This window comes from Acidiphilium sp. 20-67-58 (assembly GCF_002255515.1).
Taxonomy (GTDB): domain Bacteria; phylum Pseudomonadota; class Alphaproteobacteria; order Acetobacterales; family Acetobacteraceae; genus Acidiphilium.
The window spans coordinates 1-2131 of record NZ_NCAS01000106.1 but is presented as its reverse complement, the minus strand read 5'-3'; the positions used below and the strand labels follow the sequence as shown (position 1 = coordinate 2131).

The 2131-nt window shown below is 59.7% G+C and carries 2 protein-coding genes and 1 pseudogene; all 3 read right to left on the bottom strand.

What is annotated here, in order from left to right:
* The coding region (locus B7Z76_RS16195; RefSeq protein ID WP_291345291.1) for a nitronate monooxygenase family protein at nt 1–921 on the bottom strand (921 nt) is incomplete at its 3' end.
* A 76-nt stretch (nt 922–997) separates the two neighbouring features.
* Nucleotides 998–1372: pseudogene (locus B7Z76_RS16190) on the bottom strand (Rrf2 family transcriptional regulator); the annotation flags it as partial.
* A gap of 36 nt (nt 1373–1408) precedes the next feature.
* The coding region (locus B7Z76_RS16185) for an FAD-binding oxidoreductase (RefSeq protein WP_291345290.1) at nt 1409–2131 on the bottom strand (723 nt) is incomplete at its 5' end.

Genomic DNA, 2131 nt, shown 5'->3' with positions numbered 1-2131 from the left:
CCGCGCAACACCCGCCTCCAGCAAAGCCGTCGCTTCACGCACTATTTGATGCAATTTTTCACCGGCTCCCGTAATAGCGTCGATGCGTCTAACCCCGGTGCCGGCATAAAGCGCCATTGCCTCGAAATCGCCGGTCATTGAGCGCAGCGGCGAGTCCGTGCTGAATAAATAGAAGGGCCGGTCAGCCTCATGGCCAACCATCGTGCGGGCCGCGGTAAAGGGATCACCATGCTCACCTCTGGTGACACTATTGGCAAGCACCCGCACCTTGGCGCCCATCGGCCAATTGATGTGAAATACGTCGGTCAGCAGCGTATCGCCGCATTTTGCCGCGACCAGGCGCTCCTTGTGATAATTATGGGCAAAGGATTCATGGGTGGCTATCATCGCAGTTCCCACAACGCCACCCTGCGCCCCCAGCGCCAACATCGTCGCCAGATCGGCGCCACTGGCAATACCGCCTGCCGCCAGCGCAGGAATATCAACGGCGGCCACAATATCCGACAGCAGCACATCAATGGAGACATCGCCCCGCACATGGCCACCCGCTTCACAGCCTTGCGCGATCAACGCATTAGCCCCCGCCGCTTGCGCCGCCAACGCTTCCGTTACCGAGCCAACTTGGCACACAACGATCATGCCTGCTTCACGCAGCCTTTGCACCAAAGGCGCTGACAAATCCCAGAACAAGCCGATGACCGGAACTTTCAGCTCAATACAAGTGGCAATTTGCGCTTCCAGCAACGTGTCTTCGGTTGCGGCTGGAATCAGATTCACGCCAAATGGCAAGTTGGTATGTTGGCGCACCTGCTCCACTTCGGCGCGAATCAGTGCAACTGGCTCCCGCACCATTCCCAAAAACCCAAAGCCTCCGGCCTCGGTAACGGCAATCACAAGTTCCGCCCGCGATACGCCCCCCATGCCAGCCAGCACCACGGGATAGGTGCAGCCCAGTCCGGCGGCGCAGGGCGCGGCTATTCGGGCCGGCGATGTCGGACAGATTGTAGCGGTCCAGCACTGCCAACATCGCCTTCTGCACTTCATCCATAATTTTTTGCAGCCGGCAGATTCCCGAAATCGCGCAGGACTCGCCCTCCTGACATTCAACCAAGGCAAGCGTCGGTTCGGTGGCGCGGACCACCATGCCAAGGCCAATGGCCTCAGCAGGGCGTGCCAAACGCATCCCGCCGTTACGGCCACGAATAGTTTCAATCAGCCCGGCCTGGCCCAGGTGATGCACCACTTTCACCATATGGTTTTCCGAGATTTGATAGGCACCGGCGATCTCGGCAATCGAGGCCAGTTCATCGGGCCGCAATGCGAGGTAGATCAAGGTACGCAGGCCGTAATCGGTAAAGCGGGTCAGATGCATGAATGTTCATAACCCTCTCTGCTGGTGCTCTCAACTTTACAGCACGCGCTCGGCGATGATGCGCTCGGGGGGGATGTTGCGCTCATGCGCCACCGCCAATACCGCCTCCAACAACCTTGGCGGCCCGCAAACATAGACATCGGGGGTTTGCGTACTGGTTTCGAGATACTGAACAAACGCATCCGCCGCCGTGCCGGTAAAGCCGGTCCACGCCGCCTCGGGTCGCCAGACGGCGAGGGTCACGCCCAACTGCGGCAGGGCAGAGCGCAGGGAGTCGATGTCACCGGCAGCGAATAACTCCTCCTCCCGGTTGGCGCCGAAGATCAAATGAGTGGGCTGGGTGTCTTGGAAATCAGCCAGATGCCGCAGCATCGAGAGCACCGGCGCGAAGCCGCAACCGCCGCCGATCAGGCAGCGCGGCCGCATGCTGGCGTCATCGAGCACAAATTGCCCCAGCGGCCCCCGTGTAATCAGCATATCGCCGATCTTTGCCTGCTCAGCCAGATAGGTTGAGAACGCGCCGTTCTTTTGCAGGCGGATCAGGAATTCAAAGCGGCCATCCCAGTTTGGCAAATTAGCCATGGAATAGGCCCGCCGGATATTGGTGCCGGGAATCGCCAGTTCCATATATTGCCCCGGCACAAAATCCGCCGCCTGTCCGAAGCTTTCATGCGGGGTATAGCGCAATGTGACGGCCATGGCCCCGGCTCCAGCGGGAGCCAGATTTTCAATCACGGCCTCGCGGCTGATAATTTCATG